Here is a 26,479-nt window from a genome sequence, read left to right on the forward strand (position 1 = left end):
AAGGAAGGAGAGTAAGAAATATGGATTCTAAGCCAATAATCATAAATGGATATGACACTCATTTTGTCGAAGCTAAGGATGAAATAGGATCAATGAGTAAGTTTCTTATTGTCATTTCTGTATCACCTCCATACAATTTTTAACATTGATTTAATAGAACAAATGTTCTATTATTGGTTTGTTGTTTCTTCCTCAAGAAAATACTCAAGGGGAACATTGAAGTAATCAGACAAAATTTTTATTTTGTCGATTTTGGGGTTACTTTTCCCGGATTTCCAATCATAAAATAATGTTGAATATAATCCCGTATCTTTTGCTACTTGGTAAGCCGTTATGTTGTTTTTTAACAATAAGTCTGCAAATTTTTTGTAAGAAAACATGAAATTCCTCCTTTTCTAACTTTTTTATTGATTTTAGATAGGAAATCCTATATAATATAAATCACCATAAATTATATTAAGTAAATCTAGGATTTCCTAACTTGTATCCTCATTATATCTAGGATACTCTATATTGTCAAGCACTTTTTTTTAGAATTTCCTAGATATCCTGAGAGGTGATAAAGAATGTACGAAATATTCGAAAGATTATTAAAAGAAAAAGGGCTGAAAGCAGCTGATGTGACCAGAGGAACTGGTATAAAGTCGCCAGTTTTTTCAGAATGGAAAAAAGGAAAAAGTAAGCCGAACACAGAAAAAATGATTAAAATAGCGAGGTTTTTAGGTGTATCAGTTGAATATCTTATCACAGGGGAAGGGAGCAATTACAATCCGTCTCTAAATAGAAAAGATGAAAAAGATATTGAAAAACTATTAACGCAAACATTAGAGGATTTAGAAAAAAGTCAAGATGGACTGATGTTTTCTGGTGAAGCCCTTGACGACGAAACCAGAGAATTATTGAAAGCTAGTCTAAGGAGCAGCCTAGAAATAGCAAAGATCAATGCAAAAAAGAAGTTTACACCAAAGAAATACAGGAAATAAGGACGTGGTTTATTGAACATTAAGGAAATTGTGGTAGGTTTAAGAAAGAAATATAAAACCTCAAATCCGTTTGAAATTGCAAAATCTATGAACATATGTATTCTTTATGAAGATCTTGGAGAAATATATGGATATTACAATAATCCATTGAGAATGAAACAGATACATATCAACTGCAACCTTCCAGATCACTTACAAACATTAACATGTGCTCATGAACTTGGGCATGCTGTACTGCACCCAAGGTCGAACACTCCATTTCTCAGGAAAAGTACCTTTATTTCTGTCGACAAAATGGAAAATCAAGCAAATAAATTTGCAACTGAGTTAATTATTTCTGATAACATAATCTATGAATATCAAGATTTTACAATAGGGCAGCTTTCTGCCCTCCTCGGGTACAGTGAGGAAATAATAAAGCTAAAATTTCAATACAGCTATTAATACACTTAAGAGGGATGTAACAATTAACTGCACAATAAGGAGGAACACATGAAAAAGAAAATCATTGTATTAGGGGTAGCTACTGTTATGGCCTTGTCACTAACTGCTTGTGGCAGTTCTGGTGATAAAAAAACAACAGCCACTAAACCAACAAAAACTACAGAGGGAAAAAAGGAAGAGCAGAAAAAAGGTGTGGACAAAATAAATCTTGATAATTCCGAGGGCAGCCTTGTTTACAAAAAACATGAGGTTGCAAAAGACAGTGAAGGTAAACCTGCTGTTCGAATATATTTTAAATACACAAATAAATCAGACGACACAAAGTCTGCGCAAAGCACTTTTTATCCACAGGTATTCCAAAACGGTAAAGAATGTGACTTTACTATGGGAGATTTTGATACTCCGAACAAAGCAGAGGAAAATCTTTCTAAGGAGCTACAAAAAGGTACGAGTGAAACTGTAGCTTTCATATATAAACTACAGGATAAAAAACATAATGTCACATTAAAGGTATCTGATCAATCTACAGATGGACTTGCAAATGACATTTATCAAGAACAATTATTAGCACTTAAATAAACAGAGGAATACATAAATGTTTGAAGAATTAGAAAATATAGTGTTTTCACAAGAATGTGAAGTTCATGAGGATATTCAAGGTATATTGATCCATGGCGAGTGTATAGTCCATTCATATAATGATGTGACTAATATCATTTCATTTACAAATAAAAGGTTGGTCGTTAGAATAGCAAAAGGAATCACCGGTAAGAAGTCAAAGATTTACGTGATCCCATATAAATGTATTCTTTTATATTCTGTTGAATCAGGGAAAGTTGCTTCTACTATTGAATTGCAAACAAAAGCAGGTGATCTCCGTATTCAACTTGATCGGAAAGTAGATGTAAAATCAATCTGTAAAGTAATATCTGAATATTTATTGTAAATCAAAAACCGCCCGGCGGCAACCGGACGGCACATAAGATACTATTATCAGGATGATGCCTGATATAATACGATTCGCACTCATATTATATCATCCCGGCATCTATTCTGGCAATAGGTGTTATTTTTATACTCAAATTTAGAAAGGATGATATAAAATGCCAACAGCAAAAAGACTTCCATCTGGATCCTGGAGGTGCCAGGCGTACAGCCATTCAATCACTGCAACCGATGACATGGGAAATATTATATATGATAAGGATGGAAAGCCAAAGAAAAAGAGGATCTATCAATCTTTTACATCTGATGACACCACCAAGCGTGGTAAAATCGAGGCCGAGAAAATGGCCAATGACTTCCTTTTAAACAAAAAAGTAAGAAAAAACCCCGCAGCAAATATGACTTTAAAGGCGGCCTATAAAGATTATGTGAAAAACAGGGAGTCTATCTTATCGCCCTCTACTGTCAGAGAATACAACAGAGCTGCCAGAAACGATTTTCAAGACATTATGGATATGAATATACTTAAAATCACGCAAGAGCAAATACAGGTTGAGGTCAATAAACTGGCAATCAAAAATTCTCCTAAGACAATCCGAAACAAACACGGTCTGCTGTCTGCTGTATTCGCTGTATACCGCCCAGATTTTATACTTAGAACTACGTTGCCTAAAAAAGTACGCCCAGACCTGAAAACGCCCACTGACGACGACGTGAAGGTCCTGATCGGTCTTGTAGCCGGCACTAAGTTAGAAATACCGGTATTACTTGCTGCATTTGGCCCTATGCGACGCGGAGAGATATGCGGATTAACGAAAAGCTATATATCTGGAAATATTGTTCATGTTCACTGGACTATGGTTTTAAACGATCAGCACGAATGGGTCTTAAAATCCCCTAAATCTTATGCCGGAGACAGATACATCGAATTTCCGGATTTTATCATAAAGAAGCTGATGAAATGTGACGAAAAAATAGTAAAGCTGAATCCAGCGCAAATCACAAATCAGTTTATGCGGCTTTTGAAAAAGCATAAAATGCCGCATTTCCGTTTCCACGATCTTAGGCATTACTGCGCCTCCATACAACATGCATTAGGGATTCCGGACAGTTACATTATGCAGCGAGGTGGATGGGGATCTGATGCTGTGTTAAAATCTGTATACCGACACACTTTGGAAAATAAAGAAAACGAAATGAATCAGAAGGCAAATGACTATTTTAAAGAATTATGCAACACGAATACAACACAGAAATAAAAGAACCACCGTAAATACGATGGTTTTGTAATGCGGATGACAGGAATCGAACCTGCACTCCGAAGAACTAGATCCTAAGTCTAGCGCGTCTGCCAGTTCCGCCACATCCGCATAAAAAATGCCATCTATACTATAAATGATAGATGACTAAGTGAGCGTGCGGGGATTCGAACCCCGGACAACTTGATTAAAAGTCAAGTGCTCTACCACCTGAGCTACACACCCGTACTGGGCTAGCTGGATTCGAACCAGCGAATGCAGCAGTCAAAGTGCTGTGCCTTACCGCTTGGCGATAGCCCATTATCTTTCAGGAAATCCAGTAGTCCTGTATTGATAAAACAAAAAGGGTGGGTAATGGGATTCGAACCCACGGCCTCCAGAGCCACAATCTGGCGCGCTAACCAACTGCGCTATACCCACCATAAACATAAACTATAAAACTATTATTTCAAAAGAGCGAAATAAAAACGAGCCTGAGGGGATTCGAACCCATGACCTACGGCTTAGAAGGCCGTTGCTCTATCCAGCTGAGCTACAGACTCATATGCATAAATATCTTTACTTTGCTTCGCAAAGTGAAAGCGGGTGATGGGAATCGAACCCACGTGATCAGCTTGGAAGGCTGGAGTTCTACCATTGAACTACACCCGCAAAGTCGGGGTGACAGGATTCGAACCTGCGACCTCTTGATCCCAAATCAAGCGCTCTAGCCAAGCTGAGCCACACCCCGATATGTAATTCCTTCTTGAAAGACTTTCCAAAACTGCTGTTGTTTGGCTGCCCTCTTTCTCACAAGCAAGATTTATTATACTGGACAGGCGCGCAAAAGTCAACATCTTTTTTATATTTTTTTAAAACTGGGCTAAACCGCATAACTGCGCGCTTTGTGGCATATTCTTCCACAGTTTTATACATACTTTTTAAAAAAAGTTTTATATTATGAAGTTTCAAATAACGCTTCTGCCCCCCTAAATTTCAATTTTCGGATACGAAGCAGTCAGGCCGCCTCATCTGCTCAATCCTCACACTTTGAATAACTTTACAACTTTTTTCCTGAACAACAAAAAAGAAGGCATCCCACAGCTGAGATGCCCTCTGTAAATTTTATTCTTCTTCCTCTTTTGCAGATAACTTTATATCATCTTCATCTTCAAAGAAATCATCATCAAAATCGTCATCGAAATCATCGTCAAAGTCTTCCATATAATCTGGAGTCAAATACTTGTAGACCGCATAAGCAATCCCTGCCACTGCCGCGATTGCACCGATGATTGCCAGAGCCCAGACAATTTTATTATCTTCTTTGTCTTTCTTGTGCATAATGTCTGATACTTTTGCTGCGCTTAGTAAATCGTCAAAACTTTTCATGTCATTCACCCTTTCTTATGTGTTTTTTTTATTATATCACTTATCCCGTTTCATTACTAATCTTTTTTCTAATTTTGCTCGGTTTTCTTTAATTTTGCAAAGGAAGCAAACATCTTTTTTACACCGTGTTTATCAAAGTCTACCGTAACCTCATAATCCCGGCCTCCGGAGACGATTTCCATGACGGTACCCTGGCCGAATTTGATATGGCTCACACGGTCGCCTGCGCCATAAGAAAGCGACTCTGCCTTTGGTTCTGCAAATTGATGTTTTTGGAACGGTTTTCGGAACTGAGTCCTTCGGTTGGATGAAAAAATATCATGATCCGGACGCTTGTCATTTAGATTAACGCCGTAATCCAGCTTTAAAAGCTCCTGAGGGATCTCATCGATGAAACGGGACACCTTGTTAAACTGAGTTCTTCCCTGCATCATCCTGCGCTTTGCGGCACTCAGATAAAGGCGTTCTTTGGCTCTGGTAATTCCCACATAACAAAGCCTCCGCTCCTCCTCCAGTTCTTCCTGGTCTTCAGAGATAATGGTCATATAACTCGGGAAAATCCCGTCCTCCATTCCGCTCATAAATACATATGGGAACTCCAGCCCCTTTGCACTGTGGAGTGTCATGAGGATGACCCTGTTGTCTGAATCTTCCAGGCTGTCGATGTCTGCTACCAGAGCGATTTCCTCGAGGAGACCCGAAAGTGTAGGGTCCTCCGCAGCCTCTTCATATGCAACGATTTTATTCAGAAGTTCATTGATATTTTCTATTCTGGCCAGGGCCTCTTCCGTTCCCTCGGCCTCAAGTCCGGTTACATACCCTGTCTGCTTCAAAATATAGTGAAACAGGTCTTCCAGGCTTCCCTTCTGTGCCTGTTCCCTGAAATCCGCAATGAGTTCTGAAAACTTTTCGATTTTTCTCTTTGCATTGGCAAGGGATTCTATCTGTCTTGCCTCAAAGCAGGCATCCAAAAACCCTATATTCTGCTCGATCGCATAGGTCTGAACCTTGTCGATGGTCGTCGCGCCGATCCCTCTCCGGGGAACATTGATGATCCTTTTCACTGCCAGATCATCAAGGCCGTTGTCCACAGCCTTCAGATAACAGATCACGTCCTTTACTTCTTTTCTCTGATAGAAATTCATTCCGCCCACGATCCGGTAAGGAATATTTTTAATCATAAATTTCTCTTCAAAAATACGGGACTGTGCATTGGTCCGGTAAAGAATCGCGATATTTTTATAGTTCACACCATCCTTTGCCAGGCGGCCGATCTCTTCGACGATCTGTCCCGCCTCTTCATATTCTGTCCCATATTGGTGAAATACAATCGAATCTCCGTCGTCATTTTCTGTCCAAAGGGCTTTTTCTTTCCGGCCCTTATTGTTTTTGATGACTTCATTGGCGGCATTCAGGATATTCTTCGTGGAGCGGTAATTCTGTTCCAATTTGATTACTTCGGCATCCTGAAATACTCCTTCAAAGTTTAAAATATTTTTGATATTAGCACCCCGGAATTTGTAGATGGACTGATCGTCATCGCCTACGACACAGAGATTCTGATACTTCCTTGCCAGCATGCTGATGAGCTGAAACTGGATGGTATTTGTATCCTGGTACTCATCCACCATGATATAGCGGAAGCGTTCCTGATAATAGTCCAAAACTTCAGGGTGAAACTGAAACAGCTCTACTGTTTTAAATAAAAGATCGTCAAAGTCCAAGGCATTGTTGGCCTTCAGCTGTTTTTGGTATTCCTTATAGATTTCTGCAATTTTCTTTTTCTTAAAATCAAAATTATACCGGGTCTCGTATTCTCCCGGTGTCATAAACTCATCTTTCGCTGAGGAGATTGCATTCATCACGGCACGCTCCGGCAGACTTTTTGTGTCCACCCTGAACTGCTTGCAGATGCCCCGGATCAAAGACTTCTGGTCATCGCTGTCATAAATGGTAAAACTGTTGTCATAGCCAAGCTTGTCGATATGTCTCCTCAATATGCGGACACAGGTAGAATGAAACGTGCTGACCCATATATGTTCCGCTCCGGAACCCACCAGGGCATCCACACGCTCTCTCATCTCTCTGGCTGCTTTATTGGTAAATGTTATCGCCATGATGTGGTAGGGATTGACTCCCTGTTCGATCAGATAGGCGATCCTGTGGGTCAGGACCCTTGTCTTGCCTGAGCCTGCGCCGGCCAGCAGAAGCAGAGGCCCTTCCGTACAAAATACGGCTTCCCGCTGCTGTTCATTCAATGTATCATATATGCTCATATGTAATATCCTTTCTTGCTTCTGTTCTACTTCTGTTTAACCTTCCTTTCCGGTAAGACTAACTACTATTATACTACATCCGGTCAAAACAAAGAAGCGATAAATGTGCCTGAGTTTTTACACCCCGCCTCCGGAACAGAAATTCTGCGGAAAATGTCATATCAGAGACTTGTCATATAGTTTAAAAAACCGTATAATGTAGTTATCATGCAATCAAGGAGGACGATGTATGGATGATTTAAAAGAAAAACTTTCAAAGTGGCTGGAATTAGACTATATTCTACCGGAAGATATTCCAAATATCGACCTTTATATGGACCAGATCACGACTTTTATGGACACAGAACTAAAAAATTCCACACGGTTTAAGGGAGATAAGATCTTTACCAAAACAATGATCAATAATTATTCAAAAAATGATCTGCTGCCGCCTTCCAGCAAAAAGAAATACTCCAGAAATCATATGATTCTTTTAATCTATATCTATTACCTGAAAAACTTCATGTCTATCTCAGACATCAAGTCTCTTCTGGCCCCGCTGAAAAATCACTTTTATGACGATGACAGGGAACTGTCGTTTTTCGATATCTATGAGGAGATTTATCAGCTGGAACACAGACAGAAACCGGTAATCGCGGAATCCGTGGCGGATGACCTGAAAAAGGCCAGGGAATCTTTTGCTTTCGTGGAGGACGAAAAGGACAGGGATCTGCTTCAGCATTTTTCCTTCATCACACTTTTGTGCTATGATATTTATGCTAAAAAACAGCTGATTGAGAAAATGATCGACAATTTCTATACTGACGATCCAGAAAAAGAAAAAAAGAGAAAAAAATGAAGAAATAGACGAAAGCCTATTTCTTCATTCTGTTAAATACCAAATCATATCCGTCGCTTCCGTAGTTTAAAGAACGGTTGACCCTGCTGATCGTAGCCGTGGATGCGCCCGTCTTCTCTGCCACTTCCAGATACGTATGCTTTTCCCTGAGCATAGAAGCCACTTCAAAACGCTGCGCCAGGGATTCCAGTTCGTTCACCGTACATAAATCTTCAAAGAAAGTAAAACACTCTTCCTCTGTCTCCAACGTAAGAATCGCCTGAAACAGCCGTTTAGCGGCTTCCGTTTTAATCTTTTTGCTCATAATATGCTGCTCCTTTTCCTGCTTCGAAATTTCGATGCTTGATTAGTTTTAATATACAACATCAGCGCGTTAAAGTAAAGAAGATTTGCACCGATTTTTCCGCTGTGCATACTCTATGAAATAAAGTATTTTTTAGGAGTTTTTATGAAAGCAAAAAAACTTGCTGCCGTGTTCCTGACTTCTGTACTGGCTCTGGGCGTTTTGTCCGGATGCGGAACATCTAAATCCGAAGAAGAGACAAAAAAGCTCACCAAGGTCACCTTAAACGAAGTTACCCACTCTGTCTTCTATGCTCCCCAGTATGTAGCCATTGAAAAAGGATATTTCAAGGATGAGGGCATTGACCTGAAGGTTGATACAGGATTCGGTGCAGATAAGAGCATGACCGCTCTGATCTCCGGGAATGCAGACATAGGCTTCATGGGGCCGGAAGCCAGCATCTATCAGTACAACGAAGGAAACCAGGACTATGCCGTCAACTTTGCGCAGCTGACCCAGCGCGCAGGCAACTTCCTCGTTTCCAGAAAAAAGATCAAAAACTTCTCATGGAACGATATCAAGGGCAAAGAAGTGATTGGCGGACGAAAAGGCGGAATGCCTCAGATGATCTTTGAGTATGTTCTGAAGAAACAAAAGATTGATCCGAAAAAAGATATCAGGATGGTCCAAAATATTGACTTTGCCAACACATCCGGGGCTTTTTCCGGCGGCACAGGAGACTTTACGGTGGAATTTGAACCCAATGCAACCGCTCTCGAAACACAGGGTGCAGGATATGTTGTTGCATCCATAGGCGTGGAAAGCGGGTTTGTTCCTTATACGACTTATTGTGCAAAGAAGAGTTATATCAAAAAGAATCCGAAAATCATACAGGGCTTTACCAATGCTATCAAAAAAGGCCAGCAATACGTAAATAAACATACTCCGGATGAGATTGCCGCTGTCATCGGCGGACAGTTCCCTGACGTATCGAAAAACGATTTGATCACCATCATCAAACGCTACAAAGATCAGGATACCTACAAAGAGAATCCTGTGTTCAGTGAAGACGGATTTGCCCTTCTTCAGGATATCCTGAAAAACGCAGGGGAATTAGATGACACTGTCCCATTCGATAAACTGGTCGACAATACTTTTGCCGAAAAAGCAAAATAAACCTGTCTTTTGATTTCCTGTTAAAAAGACTGCAGACAATAGTTCGTGATATGTCTGCAGTCTTTTTGTCTGGTGTTTTCTATGCAGTCCTTTTTTGTTTGCTCACAAGCATGGCCGCTGCAAACAGTGCCAGAGCAAATCCCGCCTGGATCAGGATTCCCTGCATCGCAGGCCATATATGGCTCATGTCCAAAACATCCAGCTGGTCGATCAGCTTATTGGACCTGATATACCAATAGGTCGGAAGGAATCTTGAGACAGTCAGCACCTGTTTGCTCATAAACTCGAGCGGCACAAACACCCCTCCCAGAAATGCACTTCCAAGAGACACCACATTTATGACTCCCTGAAGTGCGTCATCATTGGTGACGAGAAGCCCCGCGAGAAAGGATATGCCTGCCGAAACGCCTATGAACATTACGCCGTTGAGCATAAACAGCAAAAGGTTGCTCTGAAAAATCTCATTCCGGTACATCGCCATAGCCAGCAGCATAAACACCAGCCAGCAGCCCACGGATGCCGTCAATGTCCCAAGCGCCAGCTGAAGATTCCTGGATCTTTCTGTGGCCGCGGAGCACTGGTTTCTTCTTCTGATATCTTTTTTATAAAAGACCATGAATACCGGGCTCACTGCCACTGTGATCAGCGCAATAAAGATATAGGCAAGGTACTGGAAATAATATGCGGTATTGCTCTGTTCGCCGGCTTTTTTGCTTCCCATCAGGTCCACCTTTGCCGATGACCTCAATGTATTTTCAGCCCTCTCCACCGCCTGCTGTTCTGAAAATCCTGAGGCCAGATAGCTCCTCACCATCTTTGTAAACTTATTTACCTGCTGGTCAATCATATAGCCGCTGGTGGAGCCGGGAACCTTTACATTTTCTATTTGTGCCTTTTTATTTTCACTTAACAGGCTCTCTCCGAATCCTTTCGGCAGGATCAGAATATATTCTACATTTCTGTAAAACAATTCATTCTGCATTGTTTTCTTCTCATCCTTTATATCTTTTACATTTTGTTCATTTGAAAGAAACGTTTTCAGCGCTTTGGAAACTGTGCTTTTGTCATGATCTACAATGCCTACATTAATTTTTGTTGTCTGAAATCCGGTATCACTGTTTTTTCCGAAGCTTGAAAACAAGATTGTCAGTGCGAAAAAAATTCCGGCATAAATAGACATTGAGAGTTTTTTACTTCTGACAATCTTAAAAAAACATTTAAATACTTGCATATTTTTTCCTCCTCATCATGAAAAAGCTCCCAAGGCAAAGTAAAACAGAAATTATGATCAGTGAAATACAGCTTCTGAAATAAACCGACAGGTCATCATAAATATTCAGGCTGTAAAAGCAGTCCGTGATCAGCGCTGCCGGATTGATCCTGTTGAAAATCGGTACATGTTTTTCCACAATGTCTTTCATATTTCCTACCATTAATCCGCTGAAAAAGCAGAAAAACATACTGATGCCTATGTTGAGCCCGCTTTTTGTATCTCTGGACATCCGGCCGATCGAACCGATGAACAGCCCTATGGACACCCCGGTAAAACATCCGAAGAATCCGGCCAGCAAAATAAATCCTGCCTGGCTTCCAAGATCAATTTTCAGCACCAGCCACATATAGCCGATCGCCACCAGGAATGCCAAAAACTGCACCGTCACGCCTACGAGGAAGTCAGCTGCTGTACTTTTCAGCTTCTCTGCTGGAGAAACTGCTTTTCTGGCCGCAATATCCGACAAGTTCGCCTGAGCATGGAGGGCACTCTGAAGCCCCAGAAAACCTCCATAAAGACATACCATGGCAAGCAATGCATAAAAATACTGCACCATCATATTGGCATCTTCATTTCCCAGACTGATCTGCTGATTCTCTACCATATTTTGTGACATTGCTTTTACCAGTTTTTCCATCCCTTCCGGGTGTTCTTTTATCGTTTGCCGTACCATGTTATTCATCTGGATATATTGATCGCTGACCTCTTTTAAAATCGTCTGGTTGATACCATTTTCTTTTACTGTAAGCCTGACATTGTCTCCCAGAGTATAAAAGCCGTCAATCTTTCCCTCTTGGAGCAGCTTTTCGGCTTTCTTCAAAGATGTGTACTGCACTTTCAGAAGCTGATCTTCACCTTTTTTTGAAAGCTCTTCCGCAGTCTGCTTAAACCCTTCTGCACCTTTTGCCGCCTTCGTCTCCACGATTGCCACCGGGACTGCTTTCAGTTCTTCTGAATCGTTTAAAAGATTTCCGAATCCAAAATAAAACAGGGAAGCGAGTATGAGAGGAAATGCAAAACACCAAAAAATAGCGGACTTATTTCTAATGGATGCTTTGAAATAATATTTATATAAATGCCAAAACATAGTTTCCCCTCCTAATCTCTCAGCTGTTTTCCTGTGATCTCCAGAAATACGTCATTTAATGTAGGAAGCTCCGAATAAACTCTGCCGAAAGAAACTTCTCTTTCAGACAGGTATCCCAGAACATTTACCAGGTTATGACTGCCCCCGCTGCACTGCACATGGAGCTTTCCGTCTGTGTAATCCACCTGGAATACATGTTGCATATTACGTATTGCCTGAAGCTCCTCTCTCTTCAGGTCAGATACATCCACCGTGATCTTTTCTCCCATCTTGATCATCTGTTTCAGCTCTTCTTTCGTTCCGGTGGCCAGGGGCCGTCCCTTATCCATAATCAGTATCCTGCTGCATATCCGTTCCACTTCCTCCATGTAATGAGAAGTATAAACGACAGTTGCCCCCTGTCGGTTCAGTTCAAGAATCCCCTCCAGGATCTTATTTCGGCTCTGGGGATCAACTGCCACCGTAGGCTCATCTAAAAAGATCAATTTTGGTTTATGAGCAATGCCGCAGGCAATATTGAGGCGTCTTAACAGGCCTCCGGAAAGCTTGGGCGGGTAAAACTTCCGAAATTCCTCCAATTCTACAAATTGGACAGCTTCTTCCACAAGTCTCTTTCTCTCCTTCTTGTCTCTGACATAAAGTCCGCAGAAATAATCAATATTTTCAATGACCGTAAGTTCATCAAAGACTGCAACGTTCTGCATCACCACACCGATCTCTCTCTTGCTCTCATAGGAGTCGGCTTCCATGGGTTTCCCGAAGACTCTTATCTCACCTTTATCATAGGATAAGAGTCCCAATATACAGTTGATAGCTGTAGTTTTCCCCGAACCATTCGGCCCAAGAAGTCCGAAAACCTCTCCCTTCCTGACCTCCATATTTAAATGGTCCAGTGCCAAAAGATCCTTATATCTCTTAACTAAATTTTTTATTTCAATAATAGACTGTTCCATAATTCCACCCCTTTCATTTGATGTTTTAACTTTACCTGATCCTGCTGTATGGTTACAGTGCCTTGTGTCAGGAGTGGAGGTGACATTTGTCATGATTTTTTCAGCACTATTTCCGTCGCACTTTGAAATGCGCTCCTCCAATAGTGCTGAAAAAACCACGTCACGCTGTAGAATATACCTTCGGGTGGACGCGCTTCGCGCGATAAGTTATACTTAAAGTAATTTTTGAGGTGGGAGGGTTTTATGTCTGTACTTATTGATAAATTTGTTTTGCTGCTTTTTATTCTGCCCCTTCTTTCCAGAGAGCCAGGAACGATGCCTGTGATTGCTTTTCTTACTGCTTTTACGGCATCCTGTTTTCTTTCCCTTAAAAATGAAGAAAAACTGTCTTTCACAGTCTCAGGTTTCTATGGGGTTCTCTGTCTTTTTATCCCGGTTTTCAGTATTTTTCTGCCTCTGTTTTGTTATGACTGTACCCGGACCAGGCGAAAATTTCCCGGTGTTATTTTAATTTTGGCGTCTGTGCCTTATTTCATAAACCGCCTTTTTTTCCTGCGCATCGATTTGGTGCTCAGTCTGCTGCTTTCCCTGTTTCTGGCTGTCCGCACCCAAAAGCTTGAGAATATGAGGGAAAAGTTTAAGAAACTGAGAGATGACAGTACGGAACTGAATCTTTTGCTGAATAAGAAAAATCGGTACCTGATGGAAAAACAAGAGACGGAAATACACCTTGCAACTCTGAAAGAGAGAAATCGGATTGCCAGAGAGATCCATGACAACGTAGGGCATATGCTTTCCCGCTCGATCCTGCAGCTGGGCGCCCTCAAAGTCCTGAATCAAGACAGCAGGCTGTCATCTCCTTTGTCCGAACTGCTTAAGACTCTGAATACTGCTATGGACAGTATCCGCACCAGCGTACACGGACTTAAAGAATCATCTGTGAGTCTTCATGACTCTGTCGCCGAGATCATACACGGGTATCCGGAGTACAGCGTAGATCTGGAATATGATATATCCGAGCCTCCGCCTCAAAACCTTCAGTTTTGCTTTGCCGCGATCATAAAAGAAGCATTTACAAATGCTGTAAAACACAGCGACGCAACACGGATTCGTCTTGTACTGAGGGAACATCCATCGTTCTATCAGCTGCTATTTGAGGACGACGGGTCCACGGCACCGGAATCTTATTCCTCCGGTATGGGCCTGCTCAATATGAAAGAACGGATCGAATCTTTTCACGGCACTATAAACATTACATTTGAACGCGGTTTTAAAATATTTATCACTGTTCCACGCAATACGGCATATTATCAGCCGGGAGGTAAATCATGAATATCATTATCGTCGACGACGACAAACTTGTGTCGGCTTCTTTGAAAACAATTTTAGAGACATCCGGTGATGTCCATGTGCAGGCCCTGGGGTCAAGCGGTGCTGAGGCTGTCTCTTTATATGAATCATATCAGCCGGATGTTCTATTGATGGATATCCGGATGAACAGCATGAACGGCATCGAAGCTGCAAGAGAAATCCGCAGGAAACATCCAGATTCTAAAATCCTGTTCCTGACGACATTCTCTGACGATGAATATATCATCGACGCCCTGAATATCGGCGCAAAAGGCTACATCCTGAAGCAGGACTTCGAGAGCATCCTGCCTGCCCTCCACGCGGTGGAAAACGGTCAGAACGTTTTCGGAAATGAGATCATCTCAAAAATCCCAGATCTGATCTCAAACAAACAGCATTTTTCCTATTCTGACTATGGCATCAGCGAAAAAGAGCTGCGCCTGATCGAATACATAGCCAAAGGCATGAGCAATAAAGAAATTTCTGAATGTCTGTTTTTAAGCGAGGGAACAATAAGAAATTATCTGAGTGTGATCCTTGACAAACTGGAGCTCAGAGACCGGACACAGCTTGCTGTTTTTTACTATCAGCATAAATAACCGCCTTTAAGAAAGACGGCCGGCAAGGCAAAACTTGACACTTCCCCGCTTGACTAGTAAAATTATCGTAACTACAAAACATTTTCCGCAGGAGCTGACAACCTGAAAACAAAAGGCAGTATCCTGAAAATGACTTTACCACTATTCTAGAAGCGCATTTTAAAGTACGACGGAAATAGCGGTAAAAAAGCTCACACTATAAACCATATCATTTAGGAGGGATTTTATTTGGACCCCAGTGTCATATTAAGATTATGTATCTTAATTATCTTACTAGCTCTGTCGGCATTTTTCTCGTCGTCGGAGACTGCGCTTACGACAGTAAACGTTCATACCATCCGCGCTTTAGTGGAAGACGGCAACAGACAAGCCAAAAGAGTACTTCAGCTGATCGAGAACCCGGCAGCCATGCTCAGCAGCATCCTGATCGGAAATAACCTTGTAAATATCTCTGCCACATCTCTGGCCACTACATTAGCCATTGATGTTTTCGGAAGTGCAGGAGCAGGGATCGCAACCGGTGTTCTTACGATTCTCGTCCTGATTTTCGGTGAGATCACTCCGAAGACCTATGCGACTATCAAAAATACGAACCTTGCACTCCGCTTCGGACCCGTCATCTACTATGTGACCAAAGTCCTGACCCCGGTAGTGATCGTCATCAATAAGCTCTCCACAGGCCTCCTGATGCTGCTGCGGATCGATGCAAAGCAGTCAAAACAGGTCATGACAGAGAGGGAGCTGAGAACGATCGTAGACGCCAGCCATGAAGACGGTGTTATCGAAAAAGATGAAAAAGAAATGATTTATAATGTCTTTGATTTTAAAGACTCCATTGCCAAGGACATTATGATTCCGAGAATCGATATTACGTTTGTATCTGCCGACGCTTCTTACGACGAGGTAATGGAGCTGTTTATGGCTACACAGTATTCCCGTCTGCCGGTATATGAGGAGACGAAGGACAAGGTCATCGGAATCGTATATTTAAAGGATATCTATTTCTACCGCACACTGCACCGCGGAGAAATCTTTCATATCAGAGACGTGTTAAGAAAACCGTTTTTCACCTATGAGACCCAGAAGATATCCAGCCTGTTAGCTCAGATGCAGCAGGAAAATGTCAGCTTCTCCATCGTTTTGGATGAATACGGGATTACAGCCGGTCTGATCACGCTGGAAGATATTTTAGAAGAACTCGTGGGAGAGATCCGGGACGAGTACGACGACAATGAATCAGAAAGCTTCCAGGAACTTGATGACGGCTCCTATCTGGTAAACGCGTCCTTAAAGCTTGACGATTTAAACGATTTAATCGATACAGAGATCGAGTCCGAAGACTACGATTCCGTAGGCGGATATGTGATAGAACTGTTGGATCATCTTCCGTCCGAGGGAGAGACCGCATCGGATGCGTCCTTCGATTTCAAAGTGCGAAAAGTTGAAAAAAACAGATTGGAACAAATCCAGATCATCAAAAAAACTCCGCAGATATAACGAAAGGGAAAGCAGATCACACATGCTTTCCCTCTTTTTTATCTTCTTGTCTTCTCATACTTCATCTTCGTCTTGATAAAGCCTTCCAGCTCACGAAGCTTCTTTCCCCGGTCATCGCCGCTTAACGGAAAGTCCATGGAAAGGCCGATGGAATCCAGTACTGTCTCAGAGATCTTGTCTTCATTCCTCCGAAGAATTTCCAGTCGTTCCTCATTGCTCTCAGCGTCCAGAAAACGGATCAGAAGATCCTGCTGTTCTTTTTCCTGACAGTGTCCCCCGGGCTTTGGCATCTCTTTTTCCGGCAGCGATTCCGGTGCTTTCGCCTCTGGTTTTGGCATCTCCCTGTGTCTTTCTAAAATATCGCTGATCTGGTGGAGGTCTGTGATACTCTGGTACGTTCTGACATCCACGCGTTCAAACCGGTATTTTGCGCTGACTCCCGGATATTTTTCATCGTCCACTTCGCTCAGAAACATGGACAGCGGTCTGGCATAGGTTTTATATTCCCCGTACAAAGCCTGGTAAATGACAAGCGCCTCTCCGGTCTCTGAGTGTTCGGCCACCGTTATAATCTGATACAATTTATCTTTGAAATGTTTATAAAAATCCCCCGGTCTGGGTATTGCCCTCTGTTTCATATCACTGCGCTCCCTTCTGCTGCTTTCTCCTCTTCCCCTCTAAAGGAAGGATAAAATCCGACACTTTACTGTCTTTATTATATATCTTTTCCACAGAAAAGACATGCAGATATTTCTTTGCCCTGGTCATTCCCACATAAAACATCCGCCGCTCTTCCTCCAATTCTTCTGTCTTCACAGCCTTTTTATATGGAATTACCCCGTCATTGACATCAATGAGAAACACTCTCTCGTATTCCAGCCCTTTTGCGCTGTGAAGCGTGCTTATGACGACTCCCTGTTTTTCCTGATCTCCGCTCTCGGACTGTGCCTTCAGCTCCTCTGTATAACGCCTTATAAAATCAAACCACTCTTCATAAGTGTCATATCCTCTGGCAGTCTCCTGAAGTTCCTCCAGCACATCGGTGAGTTCTTCCTCCTTCAGTTTCCGTATTTTTGCATATTCCGCCAAAAATGCATTGTACCCGACAGACTTTCTTATGTAGGTGACCGCAAGAAACGGTGTCATATCCTTTAAAAGCCTCAGGTCTTCCTCCAACTCCTCGATATAGTCATAAAGCCATTCCTTGTTTCTTGTCTTCTCCTTCAGATTCTCAAAGGAAATCTCCGGCTGATCTATATATTCTCTGCTGATATAGCGCTTGGGCCGGTTCATGATCCTCAAAAAAGTGCTCCGTCTCCGATCACCGAGCGCCATCCTCATATAATCTATGATATCTCTTGCGATCCAATGCTCAAACAGACTTGGAATCCCGTCTTTCACCGTAAAAGGGATATTAAATTCCATCAGCTTTCCGAGCATGGTCCTGGCTCCAAGGTTAGTCCTGACCAAAATTGATGCCTCCTCATAGGGATGTCCCTTTTGATATTCGTCCCTGAGTCTCTTTGCCACATAAGTACATTCTTCCTGCTGGTCTTTAAATGTCCTGAGCTCTATTGGAATTTCTCTGTCCCGGCAGGATCTTATCTCTTTGTCAAACCTCTTTTTGTTGGCACGGATCACTTTCTGCGATGCCTCCACGATTTCCGGACTGGAACGGTAATTGATGTCCAGCCGGATCATTTCGGTATCTTTATAATCGTTGGGGAATCCAAGCATAATTTCTGGCTTCGCACCCCTGAACCGGTAAATAGACTGGTCGTCATCCCCCACAATAAACAGGTTATTTTTTGGCGCAGCCAGCATCTTTATGATCTCATACTGGATCGGACTGATATCCTGAAATTCGTCAATCAGAATGTATTGAAATTTGTTCTGCCAGGCAGCCAGCAGGTCCTCTCTCTCCTTCAGAAGGCTGTACGTATAGACCAGTATGTCATCGAAGTCCATCCACTGGTTTTTCCGGAGTTTTTCATTGTATTCCTTGTAAATCAGCTGAAATATACTGTCCGCACAGCTTTGGCTGTGATAATAACCCATAGAAAGAAGCTGTCCTTTTACGAGGCTGATCTCACTGATCAAGGAACGCAGGAAATCCGGTTCATCTCCTGTTTCCAGATTCCGGTCCGTGATAATTTCACGGAGCAGATCATACTTTTTATGCTCCGGCAGAATACACCCCGGCCGAAAGCTGTACGCATGCTTCAAGATCGTAAAAAAAACTGCGTGAAAGGTACCGAAAGAAACTGGCAGGGATCTCCCTGCCAGTTTCAAGAAACGTTCCTTCATCTCAGCTGCCGCTGCCTTTGTAAAGGTGATGACCAGGATATTGGAGGGGTTTGCCCCGCAGTGTTCGATCAGATATTTTGTCCGTTCTGTGATGACTGTAGTTTTCCCGGACCCCGGCCCGGCAAGGACCATCATCGGGCCGTCTTTGTGGGTGATGGCCTTTGTCTGGGCCTCATTCCATTCTGTCATGAAAGCTCTGCCTCTAATTTTTCAACAGCAGCACAAAGCCTTTTTACAGACTCCTCTTTCCCCAGAATCTCCATGAGTTCAGATGCCCCGCCGGGAGTCATCTGCTTGCCTGACACAGCCGTGCGGACCGGCCACATGACATAGCCGTTTTTGACCTCGTGGCTCTTTGCAAATCCAAGCAGTGTCTGATAGAGGGCATCGTTGCTGAAATCTTCCTGCGCTTCAAATACCGGCACGATTTCTTTCAGCACTTCCAGCGCAGACTCTTTTGTTGTCTTCATCTTTTTGTGCTGGTACATGGCACTGTCATATTCCGGCACATTTTCAAAGAAATCAATATGGTCCTTAATCTCTGTAAACAGCTCGATCCGTGTCTTGACCATAGAAAGGATTTTATCAGTATCCACATCTCTTGTGATGACTTCCTTCACATACGGCATGGCCATTTCTTTGAATCTATCATCGTCCATAGCCTTGATATATTCCCCGTTCATCCATGCAAGTTTCGTCATATCAAAGACGGCCGGAGTCTTGGACATATGATGATAGTCAAATGCTTCTTCCAGTTCTTTCAGCGTAAAGATCTCTCTTTCCCCTCCCGGACTCCATCCGAGCAGGGCCACAAAGTTTACAATCGTCTCCGGCAGATACCCTGCCTCCAGCAGATCCTCGAAAGAAGAATGTCCGCTCCGTTTGCTCAGCTTTTTGTGTTCCTCATCCGTGATGAGCGGGCAGTGTACATAGACCGGTTTCTCCCATCCGAATGCATCGTAGAGCCTGTTGTATTTCGGCGTAGATGAAAGGTATTCATTTCCCCGGACCACATGGGTGATCCCCATCAGATGGTCGTCCACAACATTCGCGAAGTTATAAGTAGGATATCCGTCGGACTTAATAAGGATCATATCGTCCAATTCCATGTTTTCCACCGTAATCTCACCATAAATTTCATCCACAAACGTTGTGGTGCCCTCGGTAGGATTGTTCTGGCGGATCACATAAGGGATGCCGGATTTCAATTTTTCTTCCACTTCTTCACTGCTCAGATTCAGGCAGTGTTTGTCATAATGGCTGACTACCACATCTCCTGATTTGACCTTCAGGCTAGAAAGCCTCTCCTCGTCACAAAAGCAGTAATAAGCCTCTCCCTTGTCGATCAGCTTCTTTGCATAATCCATATAGATGCCTGCCGCCTGACGCTCACTCTGGACGTAAGGGCCGCATCCGCCGTCCTTATCCGGCCCTTCATCATGGGCAAGTCCTGCTTTTGCAAGGGTATTATAAATAATGTCGACGGCTCCCTCTACGAGACGCTCCTGGTCTGTATCTTCTATGCGCAGCAAAAAATCTCCGCCTTCATGTTTTGCGATCAGGTAGGCATATAATGCTGTTCTTAAATTCCCTACATGCATTCTTCCCGTAGGGCTCGGGGCAAATCTGGTTCTAACTTTACTCATCTGTTTCAAATCCTTTCTTTCGTTATCTTGTCTATTATCTCAAGAACCCCGCTTCCGGTCAAGACTCCCTCCGGATTTTCAGAGTCCGAAAGGCTGAAGGCTCCGATTTAGAATTCCCTTCATGTCGGCGATCAAGACTCCATAGTTTACAATAGGCACTTCCGCTTTTACAGAGGACGCTATTCTGTGCTTCATTTCTTTCGGATTCAGCATACATCCCCCACAGTGAACAATCAGATCATAGCCGCTTAAATCCTCCGGAAATGTGCTCCCGCTGGACGTCTCAAAGATGAGCTGCTTTCCTGTATATTCTGTAAGCCATCCGGGTATCTTGACCGTTCCGATATCATCGCACTGACGGTGATGGGTGCAGCCTTCCGCGATCAGGACCCTGGAACCGTCCTTTAAATGCTTGGCAGCCCTCGCTCCCCTCACTTCCTCCAAAAGATCCCCTTTGTATCTGGCAAAAAGGATCGAAAAAGATGTCAGAGGAATATCTTCCGGCACGATGGCGGCCACCTGTTCAAATGCCTGAGAGTCTGTAATAACCAGAGAAGGCTTTCTCCCAAGATGCTTAAGTGTGTGCTCCAGTTCAGATTCTTTGACTGCAACAGAGCAGGCATCATGCTCCAGAATATCCCGGATCGTCTGCTGCTGCGGAAGGATGAGCCGCCCTTTTGGAGCCGCCGAGTCGATGGGCACGACAAGAACCACAAAGTCTCCCGGCGAGATCAGGTCGCCCACGATCTGTCTTGGCTGTTCTTCTTCTGGGAGAAGCTTTCCGATAGCCTCTTTCAGCTCAAAGATGCCTTCTTTTGTCACCGCGCTGACAAAACAGGTATGATCTGTATCTTCCACCCTGTCTCTGCCTGCCAGATCCGTCTTGTTATATACGATCAGATAGGGCAGCTTTCTCTCCCTGATCAGATCAAGGATTCCCTGTTCAAACTCCGTAAGGCCTGTTTTCGCATCCGCTATGACCAGGGCGATGTCTGTCTTTCTCAGCACTTCTTTCGCCTTCTTCACCCTCTTTTCTCCCAGTTCACCCTCATCATCCAGCCCAGGGGTGTCGATCATCACAACCGGTCCCAGGGGCAAAAGTTCCATTGCCTTGCAGACCGGATCTGTGGTCGTACCTTTCACATCTGAAACAATAGCCAGCTCCTGACCGGTCAATGCATTAACTATGCTGGATTTTCCTGCGTTTCTCCTTCCAAACAATGCGATATGAATTCTGTCTCCTCTCGGCGTCTCGTTTAAACCCATCGTCTGTCTCCTTTATCTCTTTCTTCGTCGGCTGATTTCTTTTTCAGTATATACCACCGGATGTTTTGAATCAATAGAACAAAAATAATAAAAGGCCGAACAGTCTTATGCTGTCCCGCCTGTTACCTTTTATCTTTATTGATTTTGAGTCTACCGCAGCAGCAGCGGGAGCATGGCGCCTCCCAGGCTGTATACCACGATCGTGACCGGCCTCCCCAGAAAAAGAATCGTTAAAAACTTTCTCCATGACATATCCGTAAGCCCCGCCAGCATACACAGTACATCATCCGGTGCACACGGAAGAAGGATCGCAGTTGTAAACACAACGTCAAACTTTTTTCCGGTCAAAAACTTTTTCCTGGTCTTTTCATATGTCTCATCGTTTACAAAAAGCCTGATGAATTTTTCTCCATATCGTCTTGCCAGGTAAAAATTAATGCAGGAACCGATGAGTATCCCGACAGCACTGTATAAAAAACCATACCAGGGTCCGAAAAAGACGACTCCTGCCAGACAGGTCAGTCCTCCCGGAATTACCGCTATGACAACCTGTGTGAGCTGGATCACAATAAACAGAAGCGGTCCCCAAAAACTGCTCTGCCGTATAAACAGTTCCAGCTGATCTCTGTTTGTAAAAATTCCTTTTTGATAACCGTAAACTGAAAATATGATCAACGCTCCGATCAACACCAGAGTTGTGAAATTTGTCGCTTTTTTTACTGCTTGTCTGCTCATAAACTGACACCGCCTTTCTTTTACTATCTCTATCATAGCGGACAGTTCTGAAATCCGGCAGACAAATACATAACAAAATTCTTACAATTCTATCGGATCAGCTATGAAATATACTTCTCTATCACAGCCGCAGCTTTTTTAATCTCCTCTGTATCGGTGACAAAACGTTCATACTCACTCATCATCGGCAGTCCCATGCTGACATCCGGTTTTCGGTATTCCATCCCGCTCTGAACCGTCTTCTTGCCAGACATATGGAATGCTTCAAAAGGAGCTTCTTTTAAAAATTCTTCGATCACTGCTGCGTTAACTCCTGATCCGACCATAACTGTGATATCTTTTCCTGCCACTTCCAGAAGGCTTTTCAGAAGTTCCTTTCCATCAGTACAGCAATTTTTCTGCCCGGATGTAAGTACGGCGTCAATGCCCAGTTCAATCGCCTGGATCATCGCCTCATAGGGATTCACACACATATCAAATGCCCTGTTCAGTGTGACGGACATCCCCATCGTCTTCTGCATCAGGCTTTCCATACGTCTCATATCCAGCCGTCCGTCTTTTGTAAGGCATCCGAACACCACGCCGTCTGCCCCAAGTTCCCGGAAATGGTGGATCTCACTTTTCATGAGAGAAAACTCATCATCAGTGTATAAAAAATCTCCGAACCTTGGCCGGATGAGCACATGGACTGGGATGTCGAGCCGTATCTTGATCATTTCCAATAATTTAGGACTGGGTGTGATCCCGCCGATCATCAGGTCAGCACAGAGTTCAAGCCTCTTTGCCCCTGCCTCTTTTGCTGCCCTTGCGGACTCAAAAGAGTCTACACAACATTCCAACATAATCTCTCCCATAGTCATTACCTCCTAGAAAAATGACAGCTGTTCTGCCTCAAACTGGGCATTTTTTTCTTTTATAATGCTTCTGAAATCCGTTTGGACTTCATACTTGGTGCGGACCTCCGAAATCCTTTGAAATAAATCTTTTTTATAATCCTTATATTCTTTTCCATAACTGAACAGCCTGGTCAGACGTTGTTCATACTGCGGAAATTCTTCTCTTACAAAGTTAAAAAATACGGCGCGGGTTGGTCCCTTTAAATTCAAATTCGATGTGATCAGATAATGGATATCTCTCTGTTTTGTCTCAGAAAATACAGCCTCCAGATTCTCTCTGGTGCTTGTAATGTCTGGAATAACAGGCATCATATGGACACCCGTGGACGCATTTGTCTTTCGAAATTCACTGAGAACATCAAACCTCCGTGAGGAAGAAACCCCTCCCGGCTCCAATACGCTCCTTATGTCTTCGTCCATGGTGGTGACCGTCGCCGCAATGTTTACGTAGGCTACTCTGGATAACTGATCGATCAGGTCATAGTCTCTCAATATTAAATCAGACTTTGTAGAAATGATAGCCGGATTCTCAAATCGGATCAAAAGCTTTAAAAGCTCCGGCATGATCCTGTACTGCTCCTCTGCCGGCTGGTAATTGTCTGTCACACCTCCAAGGTTAATAACCTGATGATCCCAGTTCCTGCTCTTTAACTGGCGTTCCAGCCGCTCTGCTATGTTCGTCTTGACAAAAATCTCATGGTAGAAATCATCCGACTCCATATATTGATGGGAATAAAGAGCGAAGCAATACTGGCAGCGGTGGGCACATCCCCTGTATATATTCAAATCCCAGTGGTAAGGAAATCTTCCACGGACCCGGTTGCAGGCCGCGGAACATTGAATCTCTCTGTATTCGTTCTCCTGCACTTTTCCGGTCATCCCATAAGAAAATCCAGAATGTTCATACCTTCTGAAGTCTGGCTCTTATATAACTCGGTAAATCCGCAGCGGGTACAGCTGATGGTAATAAACTTTTTATTCTGTATATCAAAAATCTTGGCAAAATTCCCTCCGGTGGCCTGAAACTGATCATGTTCATAGGAGTTGCATCCGCATTTGGGACAGACAAACTGTCTTCTCTCAATATTTTGATCCATAATTAATGCTCCCTTCAAAGCTTTTCTAATTATTTCTTACTATCTATTATAGTAAAAAAACAGGTTCGCGTAAACAAAAAAACTCTCAGAAGATATGTCTGTATACAGATCATATCTCCTGAGAATCTATCATACATTATAAAGCCTAGCTTCTGGCTCTTTCTTCCAATAAAGCTTTTACTTCTGCTTCTGTTGTCAGCTGCATAACTTCCTCTGCCAAAGCTTTTGCTTCGTCCATAGTCCATAAGGACATTACTTTTCTTGTGGCAAGGATCGCAGTTGCACTAACAGAGAATTCGTTCAGTCCGAATGCAAGAAGTACCGGTACGAGCAGCGGATCGCTGGCAGCTTCACCGCACATACCAGCCATAATACCCTCTTTATTTGCAGCCCCGATGATGTTCTTTATTGAACGGAGTACTGCCGGGTTATATGCTGAGTACAGGTAAGCCACGTCAGAGTTTCCTCTGTCAGCCGCCATAGTATATCCTGTCAGGTCGTTGGTACCGATGCTGAAGAAATCTGCTTCTTTTGCCAAAATGTCGGCAATTAAGCTTGCAGCAGCAGTTTCCATCATAACGCCGACTTCTACGTCTTTGTTATATGCAATGCCTTCTGCGTCTAATTCTCCTTTGATTTCTTCAAGCAGTGCTTTTACAGCACGGAGTTCGTCCACACATGTTACAAGCGGAACCATGATGCGGATCTTTCCGAATGCACTGGCTCTCAATAAAGCTCTCAGCTGAGGTCTGTAAATGTCAGGACGTTTCAGGCAGAAACGCACTGCACGGAAACCAAGGAACGGGTTTTCCTCTGTCTCTAATCCGAGATAAGGAAGTGCCTTGTCTCCTCCGATATCCAGAGTACGGATGATCACAGGTTTTCCTTCCAGAGTCTCTGCAACTGTTTTGTATGCTTTGAACTGTTCTTCTTCGGTAGGAACGCTGTCACGGTCCATGAATAAGAACTCTGTACGGAACAGTCCCACACCTTCTCCGTCGCACTCAACAACTCTTGCAGCCTCGTCCGGCCCGCCGATATTGGCAACCAGTTCAACTACACGTCCGTCAGCAGTCTGAGACGCCTGTCCGATGAACTTGGACAGAGCCGCTTTCTCTTCCAGATATGCCGCTTTCTTAGCCTTGTAATCTTCCAGGACAGAATCTTCAGGATTTACATATGCTTCTCCTGTCGCTCCGTCTAATACGACAACATCTCCGTCTTTAACGATGGAAACGATATTCTCAACACTAAGTACTGCCGGGATCTCCATGGAACGGCAGATGATCGCAGAGTGGGAAGTCTTGCCTCCGATCTCTGTCAGTACACCCTCGACATTGGCCGGGTTGATGCCGGCAGTCATGGACGGGGTCAAATCTTCCGCAACCAGGACAGTTCCTTCCGGAACAGCGCTGATATCTACTTCCTCGATCCCTAATAAGATCTTGATTAATCTTGTTTTAATATCTCCTAAGTCAGATGCTCTCTGTTGGGTCAATTCATCTTCAGCCATGGCAAAAATCTGTGCAAAGAAATCACATGCTTCCTCGACGGCAGCTTCCGCATTGATCTTTTCGTCATCGATCTTCGCATCGATCTGCTCTTTGATCGCAGGGTCCTGGATCATGAGGATATGTCCCTCCAGAATCTCAGATTCCTGTTCCCCGGCAGTCACCTTCATGGCTTCCACCATCTTGGTTGTCTTATCGATGAACACTTCGATCGCTTCGCTTAATCTTTTCTTTTCTGCTTCGGCGTCTGTAATTGTCTCCTTTTTGTAATCCAGGCTCTGTTCCTTTATCACAACAACTTTACCGATGCCGATTCCCGCAGATGCTCCAATACCTTTATACATATGCCACCTGTCCCCTTTGTAAAATGAGATTAATTATTCACCTAAACCAGATTCAATTAATTCTGTCGCATGAGCTAAAGCTGCTTCCTCATCAGGACCTTCACATACAAGTTCAATCTCTGAACCACATTTGATACATGCTCCGATGATGTTCAGAAGACTCTTTGCATTGATCTTCTTGTCCTCGAAAACGATGGTGACATCAGATTCAAACTTTGTTACTGCCTTTGCTAAAACTCCTGCCGGTCTCATGTGTAATCCCTGCTCGTTTTCAATTACAAACTTCTTAGATACCATAATAAAATCTCCTTCATTCTGTAAATTTTAGTTAATAAATGACGGACTG

The 26,479-nt window shown here is 43.3% G+C and carries 27 protein-coding genes and 7 tRNA genes; 10 read left to right on the forward strand and 24 right to left on the reverse strand.

All coding sequences use genetic code 11. The features are described from left to right. Positions 1-170 precede the first annotated feature (170 nt). The gene (locus QGT46_RS02240) at positions 171-380 is read right to left on the reverse strand and encodes a helix-turn-helix domain-containing protein (RefSeq protein WP_148458976.1); all 210 of its coding nucleotides are present in this window, start codon (positions 378-380) and stop codon (positions 171-173) included. Between the two features lie 186 nt (positions 381-566). Here QGT46_RS02240 and QGT46_RS02245 point away from each other — a divergent pair, with 186 nt between their 5' ends. The 5 genes from QGT46_RS02245 to QGT46_RS02265 all read left to right on the forward strand — a co-directional run bounded on the left by QGT46_RS02245 (position 567) and on the right by QGT46_RS02265 (position 3,631). Further along, entirely contained in the window at positions 567-983 is a 417-nt protein-coding gene (locus tag QGT46_RS02245; RefSeq protein WP_148458975.1) for a helix-turn-helix domain-containing protein, read from the forward strand. 12 nt (positions 984-995) lie between these two features. Continuing rightward, positions 996-1,427, forward strand: a complete 432-nt coding sequence (locus tag QGT46_RS02250) for an ImmA/IrrE family metallo-endopeptidase (RefSeq protein WP_301589398.1) — start codon at positions 996-998, stop codon at positions 1,425-1,427. Positions 1,428-1,475: 48 nt separating this feature from the next. Beyond that, positions 1,476-2,006, forward strand: a complete 531-nt coding sequence (locus tag QGT46_RS02255; RefSeq protein ID WP_148458974.1) for a DUF5067 domain-containing protein — start codon at positions 1,476-1,478, stop codon at positions 2,004-2,006. A 16-nt stretch (positions 2,007-2,022) separates the two neighbouring features. Continuing rightward, positions 2,023-2,373 (forward strand): PH domain-containing protein, encoded by a 351-nt coding sequence (locus QGT46_RS02260; RefSeq protein ID WP_148458973.1) that lies wholly within the window; start codon positions 2,023-2,025, stop codon positions 2,371-2,373. Between the two features lie 157 nt (positions 2,374-2,530). After that, positions 2,531-3,631, forward strand: a complete 1,101-nt coding sequence (locus tag QGT46_RS02265; RefSeq protein WP_148458972.1) for a site-specific integrase — start codon at positions 2,531-2,533, stop codon at positions 3,629-3,631. A 31-nt stretch (positions 3,632-3,662) separates the two neighbouring features. On the opposite strand, the gene QGT46_RS02270 is transcribed toward QGT46_RS02265, so the two are convergent. The 9 genes from QGT46_RS02270 to pcrA all read right to left on the reverse strand — a co-directional run bounded on the left by QGT46_RS02270 (position 3,663) and on the right by pcrA (position 7,275). Continuing rightward, positions 3,663-3,742, reverse strand: a tRNA-Leu gene (locus tag QGT46_RS02270). A 41-nt stretch (positions 3,743-3,783) separates the two neighbouring features. Continuing rightward, positions 3,784-3,856 (reverse strand) — tRNA-Lys (locus QGT46_RS02275). A gap of 3 nt (positions 3,857-3,859) precedes the next feature. After that, positions 3,860-3,931: transfer RNA gene (locus tag QGT46_RS02280), tRNA-Gln, on the reverse strand. Between the two features lie 46 nt (positions 3,932-3,977). Continuing rightward, a tRNA-His gene (locus tag QGT46_RS02285) sits at positions 3,978-4,051 on the reverse strand. Positions 4,052-4,099: 48 nt separating this feature from the next. After that, a tRNA-Arg gene (locus tag QGT46_RS02290) sits at positions 4,100-4,173 on the reverse strand. Positions 4,174-4,211: 38 nt separating this feature from the next. Further along, a tRNA-Gly gene (locus QGT46_RS02295) sits at positions 4,212-4,282 on the reverse strand. Between the two features lie 4 nt (positions 4,283-4,286). Then, positions 4,287-4,361: transfer RNA gene (locus QGT46_RS02300), tRNA-Pro, on the reverse strand. A 374-nt stretch (positions 4,362-4,735) separates the two neighbouring features. Then, a complete protein-coding gene (locus tag QGT46_RS02305) occupies positions 4,736-4,999 on the reverse strand; it encodes a DUF4366 domain-containing protein (RefSeq protein ID WP_095142895.1) in 264 nt (87 codons plus the stop codon). A gap of 68 nt (positions 5,000-5,067) precedes the next feature. Beyond that, positions 5,068-7,275, reverse strand: a complete 2,208-nt coding sequence (gene pcrA, locus QGT46_RS02310) for a DNA helicase PcrA (RefSeq protein WP_148458971.1) — start codon at positions 7,273-7,275, stop codon at positions 5,068-5,070. Positions 7,276-7,504: 229 nt separating this feature from the next. On the opposite strand from pcrA, the gene QGT46_RS02315 reads away from it, so the two are divergent. Further along, positions 7,505-8,113, forward strand: coding sequence for a DUF1836 domain-containing protein (locus QGT46_RS02315; RefSeq protein ID WP_148458970.1), 609 nt, complete (start codon positions 7,505-7,507; stop codon positions 8,111-8,113). A 16-nt stretch (positions 8,114-8,129) separates the two neighbouring features. Here QGT46_RS02315 and QGT46_RS02320 read toward each other — a convergent pair whose 3' ends face one another. Further along, on the reverse strand, positions 8,130-8,417 hold the full coding sequence (locus QGT46_RS02320) for a YerC/YecD family TrpR-related protein (protein WP_006568955.1): 288 nt from the start codon (positions 8,415-8,417) through the stop codon (positions 8,130-8,132). A 144-nt stretch (positions 8,418-8,561) separates the two neighbouring features. Between QGT46_RS02320 and QGT46_RS02325 the strand changes: the two genes are divergently transcribed. Next, positions 8,562-9,572 carry an ABC transporter substrate-binding protein gene (locus tag QGT46_RS02325; RefSeq protein ID WP_148458969.1) on the forward strand — a complete coding sequence of 337 codons (1,011 nt, stop codon included), beginning with the start codon at positions 8,562-8,564 and terminating at the stop codon, positions 9,570-9,572. A gap of 79 nt (positions 9,573-9,651) precedes the next feature. Here QGT46_RS02325 and QGT46_RS02330 read toward each other — a convergent pair whose 3' ends face one another. From QGT46_RS02330 to QGT46_RS02340, 3 genes are read right to left on the reverse strand one after another with little or no spacing between them, the layout of a single operon-like run. Next, on the reverse strand, positions 9,652-10,803 hold the full coding sequence (locus tag QGT46_RS02330) for an ABC transporter permease (RefSeq protein WP_148458968.1): 1,152 nt from the start codon (positions 10,801-10,803) through the stop codon (positions 9,652-9,654). Continuing rightward, positions 10,790-11,932 carry an ABC transporter permease gene (locus tag QGT46_RS02335; protein ID WP_148458967.1) on the reverse strand — a complete coding sequence of 381 codons (1,143 nt, stop codon included), beginning with the start codon at positions 11,930-11,932 and terminating at the stop codon, positions 10,790-10,792. The genes QGT46_RS02330 and QGT46_RS02335 overlap by 14 nt, the downstream gene beginning before the upstream one ends. Positions 11,933-11,943: 11 nt before the next feature. Next, positions 11,944-12,885, reverse strand: coding sequence for an ABC transporter ATP-binding protein (locus QGT46_RS02340; protein ID WP_148458966.1), 942 nt, complete (start codon positions 12,883-12,885; stop codon positions 11,944-11,946). Between the two features lie 243 nt (positions 12,886-13,128). Here QGT46_RS02340 and QGT46_RS02345 point away from each other — a divergent pair, with 243 nt between their 5' ends. The 3 genes from QGT46_RS02345 (at position 13,129) to QGT46_RS02355 (ending at position 16,331) form a co-directional block, all read left to right on the forward strand. Continuing rightward, complete coding sequence (locus QGT46_RS02345; RefSeq protein WP_148458965.1) at positions 13,129-14,217, forward strand: sensor histidine kinase; 1,089 nt, start codon at positions 13,129-13,131, stop codon at positions 14,215-14,217. Next, positions 14,214-14,834 (forward strand): response regulator transcription factor, encoded by a 621-nt coding sequence (locus QGT46_RS02350; protein ID WP_148458964.1) that lies wholly within the window; start codon positions 14,214-14,216, stop codon positions 14,832-14,834. Before QGT46_RS02345 ends, QGT46_RS02350 begins: the two co-directional genes overlap by 4 nt. Positions 14,835-15,062: 228 nt before the next feature. Beyond that, positions 15,063-16,331 (forward strand): HlyC/CorC family transporter, encoded by a 1,269-nt coding sequence (locus QGT46_RS02355; RefSeq protein ID WP_148458963.1) that lies wholly within the window; start codon positions 15,063-15,065, stop codon positions 16,329-16,331. A gap of 38 nt (positions 16,332-16,369) precedes the next feature. Here the strand turns inward: QGT46_RS02355 and QGT46_RS02360 are convergent, their stop codons facing one another. The 10 genes from QGT46_RS02360 to QGT46_RS02405 all read right to left on the reverse strand — a co-directional run bounded on the left by QGT46_RS02360 (position 16,370) and on the right by QGT46_RS02405 (position 26,430). Then, a complete protein-coding gene (locus QGT46_RS02360) occupies positions 16,370-16,969 on the reverse strand; it encodes a DUF1653 domain-containing protein (RefSeq protein ID WP_148458962.1) in 600 nt (199 codons plus the stop codon). A 1-nt stretch (position 16,970) separates the two neighbouring features. Continuing rightward, positions 16,971-18,827, reverse strand: a complete 1,857-nt coding sequence (locus tag QGT46_RS02365; protein ID WP_148458961.1) for an ATP-dependent helicase — start codon at positions 18,825-18,827, stop codon at positions 16,971-16,973. Beyond that, positions 18,824-20,284 carry a glutamate--tRNA ligase gene (gene gltX / locus QGT46_RS02370; protein WP_148458960.1) on the reverse strand — a complete coding sequence of 487 codons (1,461 nt, stop codon included), beginning with the start codon at positions 20,282-20,284 and terminating at the stop codon, positions 18,824-18,826. The genes QGT46_RS02365 and gltX overlap by 4 nt, the downstream gene beginning before the upstream one ends. A gap of 78 nt (positions 20,285-20,362) precedes the next feature. Then, positions 20,363-21,550 carry a [FeFe] hydrogenase H-cluster maturation GTPase HydF gene (hydF, locus tag QGT46_RS02375; RefSeq protein ID WP_148458959.1) on the reverse strand — a complete coding sequence of 396 codons (1,188 nt, stop codon included), beginning with the start codon at positions 21,548-21,550 and terminating at the stop codon, positions 20,363-20,365. A gap of 150 nt (positions 21,551-21,700) precedes the next feature. Further along, positions 21,701-22,285 (reverse strand): TVP38/TMEM64 family protein, encoded by a 585-nt coding sequence (locus tag QGT46_RS02380; protein WP_148458958.1) that lies wholly within the window; start codon positions 22,283-22,285, stop codon positions 21,701-21,703. 101 nt (positions 22,286-22,386) lie between these two features. Then, entirely contained in the window at positions 22,387-23,139 is a 753-nt protein-coding gene (locus QGT46_RS02385) for a copper homeostasis protein CutC (protein WP_148458957.1), read from the reverse strand. A gap of 12 nt (positions 23,140-23,151) precedes the next feature. Next, entirely contained in the window at positions 23,152-24,060 is a 909-nt protein-coding gene (locus QGT46_RS02390) for an SPL family radical SAM protein (protein WP_024726946.1), read from the reverse strand. Further along, positions 24,057-24,278, reverse strand: a complete 222-nt coding sequence (locus QGT46_RS02395) for a zinc ribbon domain-containing protein (protein WP_148458956.1) — start codon at positions 24,276-24,278, stop codon at positions 24,057-24,059. The genes QGT46_RS02390 and QGT46_RS02395 overlap by 4 nt, the downstream gene beginning before the upstream one ends. Before the next feature lie 145 nt (positions 24,279-24,423). After that, complete coding sequence (gene ptsP, locus QGT46_RS02400) at positions 24,424-26,133, reverse strand: phosphoenolpyruvate--protein phosphotransferase (protein ID WP_024726944.1); 1,710 nt, start codon at positions 26,131-26,133, stop codon at positions 24,424-24,426. Positions 26,134-26,166: 33 nt separating this feature from the next. Then, positions 26,167-26,430 (reverse strand): HPr family phosphocarrier protein, encoded by a 264-nt coding sequence (locus QGT46_RS02405; RefSeq protein ID WP_006568975.1) that lies wholly within the window; start codon positions 26,428-26,430, stop codon positions 26,167-26,169. Between the last annotated feature and the right edge of the window lie 49 nt (positions 26,431-26,479).

The sequence above is a fragment of the Anaerostipes faecis genome (assembly GCF_910574135.1).
Taxonomy (GTDB): domain Bacteria; phylum Bacillota; class Clostridia; order Lachnospirales; family Lachnospiraceae; genus Anaerostipes; species Anaerostipes hominis.